Annotated in this window: 3 protein-coding genes; 2 read left to right on the forward strand and 1 reads right to left on the reverse strand. The window is 64.8% G+C overall.

The genetic code is table 11. From position 1 onward, the window contains the following. Positions 1-1,155, reverse strand: a 1,155-nt coding sequence (locus MKI88_RS21345; protein ID WP_241633563.1) for an amidohydrolase family protein, incomplete at its 3' end; no start/stop codon positions are given. 149 nt (positions 1,156-1,304) lie between these two features. On the opposite strand from MKI88_RS21345, the gene MKI88_RS21350 reads away from it, so the two are divergent. Next, entirely contained in the window at positions 1,305-1,607 is a 303-nt protein-coding gene (locus tag MKI88_RS21350) for a hypothetical protein (protein ID WP_241633564.1), read from the forward strand. Positions 1,608-1,752: 145 nt separating this feature from the next. Continuing rightward, positions 1,753-2,259: lipopolysaccharide biosynthesis protein (locus tag MKI88_RS21355; protein WP_407073399.1), on the forward strand; the 507-nt coding region annotated here is incomplete at its 3' end.

Genomic DNA, 2,259 nt, shown 5'->3' on the forward strand with positions numbered 1-2,259 from the left:
CCGGCCGATCTCGCTCTCCATATCGAGCAGTTTCGCCGCCGTGGTGGTCGCGCTCGCCAGCGCTTCGGCCGGGGTCAACCCGCCCAGTTCGACCATCCTGGCGAACTCCTCGGCATTGCGGCCATGCTCGTAGACTGCAGCATCCGTGCCGAACACGATCGTCACCCCCGCCTTGTGCGCGGCATTCAATGCCTTGCCGACATTGCCCAGCGTCTCGCGCACCTTCGCCTCGACCGTGGGCGTGTAGACGCCCTTGCCCAGCCGGTCTCCGATTCCGGTGAAGGCCATCAGCGTGGGCACATAGGCGGTGCCCTTTTCTTTCATGACCTTGATTGCGGCGGCATCCGCGAAGGTGCCATGTTCGATCGTGTCGATGCCCGCCCGCGCTGCGCTTTCGATCCCGCGCGCGCCGTGCGCATGCGCGGCCACACGAAGACCCAGGCTATGCGCGGTATCGGCGATCGACTTCATCTCGGCCTCGGTGAAGTGCTGGCCAAGGCCGCGCCCCTGCTGCGACAGCACGCCGCCAGTCGCGGTTATCTTGATGACGTCGGCACCGTTTTTCGACGCCTCGCGTACGCGCGCCGCGCATTGTTCGGCGCCCGTACAGGTGTTGCCCGCGTCGAGCACCGCGTTGACCTCGGGACGGAAGCCCGAGACATCGCCGTGCCCGCCGATGATCGAGATGGCGGGGCCGGACGAGACGATACGTGGCCCCGGGATCATGCCCTCGGCGGTGCCCCGGCTGAGCACGAAGCCGACCTCGCGTGCGGAGCCCAGGTCGCGCACCGTGGTAAAGCCCGCGCGCACCGTCTTCAGTGCGTTCCTGGCGCCGACCACGACGCCCCATTCGTCGGGCTCGACCGCTTCCTTCCAGAAATCCCCGCCCGGATCGCCCGAAAGGTGGACGTGCATGTCGATCAGCCCTGGCAGCACGGTCTTGCCTGAAAGATCTATCTCCGTAGCCCCCGCGGGTACGGGCGCATGCCCCGGCGCGATCGAGACGATGCGCCCGTCGGTGACCGTAATCGTCGATTCGCCGAGCGGCGCGCTGCCTGCGGCGGTGATCACGCGTCCGGCATGGATGACCTGCGTTTCCGCATGGACCGGTGCGGCAAGCGCGAGCGCCGAGACGCCCAGCAAACGTATGATCATCAAACCATTCCTCCCTGTTGCGCGCGACACTGCAAAAGGCGGACGAGCGGCGCAAGGGGCGCGCAACATTTCTGGCAGAATGGCCGGAAAGCGATGCTGCGACGCACAAAATCGTTGCACAGCACATGATCGCGGGTCATCTTGGCGGCATGAGTTCCAACAAGCTGCTGCTCGAGGCCATCGCGCTCAGGAAATGCGTCACGGCCATCTATAATCGCGGAACCGTCAAGCTGGCGCCGCATATCCTTTACACGCGCCATGACGAGTTGTTCATCGACGCGGTCACCGTTTCGCGCGATGGCAAGCCCCCGCGCGAAATCAAGATCGGCACCTTCAAGCTTGCCGGGTTGAACGATCTCGCGCTCGACGACGCCTTTTTCGAACCCGAACCGGGCTTTGATGCCGCCGACGAGAAATATGCGGGCGTGGCGTTGTTCGCCGTACAGCGCTGAGGCCAGCCGCCGCGGCAATTTCGAGGTAAGTCCGGTGCCCGGTGCGCCTTGCACGTCATTTTGCGAGACAATGGCGTCATGGGGCAGGCAGGATTGGCGTGGACAGATGTCATATGAGGCCGACCCGCGTGGGGGCTGATCGACCATGCGGCTGACCGATGCGATAGGCGCGTTCAAGATCCTCGCGGCGGGACCGACGCGTGCGCGCTTTGTGAATGTCGGACACCTGCTGTCGGGCAACGTCTTCACGCTGTTTCTGGGCCTGGGCGTGGTCGCGCTGAGCGCGCGGGCGCTGGGACCGAGCCAATATGGCATGCTGGCGCTGATTATCAGTTTCGCACAGGCCATGGAGCTGCTGATCAGCTTTCAATCATGGCAGCCCGTGATCCGCTTCGGCGCGGGGCTGGAAGAGGCGGGGCGCGACGACGACTTCGCCGCGCTGTGCAAGTTCGGCTATCTGCTCGATTTCAGCGCGGCCTGCGCGAGCTGGATCCTTGCGATCGCACTCATATTCGCGGCTGGCCAGTTCTATGGCTGGTCGCGCGAGATCCACGCGCTCATCCTCATCTACTCGACCACGCTGCTCTTCAAGGTGAACGGCGCGCCGATCGGCATATTGCGGCTGGCGGGGCGCTTCCGCACAGTGGCCTAT

The organism is Sphingomonas sp. LaA6.9 (assembly GCF_022601895.1).
Taxonomy (GTDB): Bacteria; Pseudomonadota; Alphaproteobacteria; order Sphingomonadales; family Sphingomonadaceae; genus Sphingobium_A.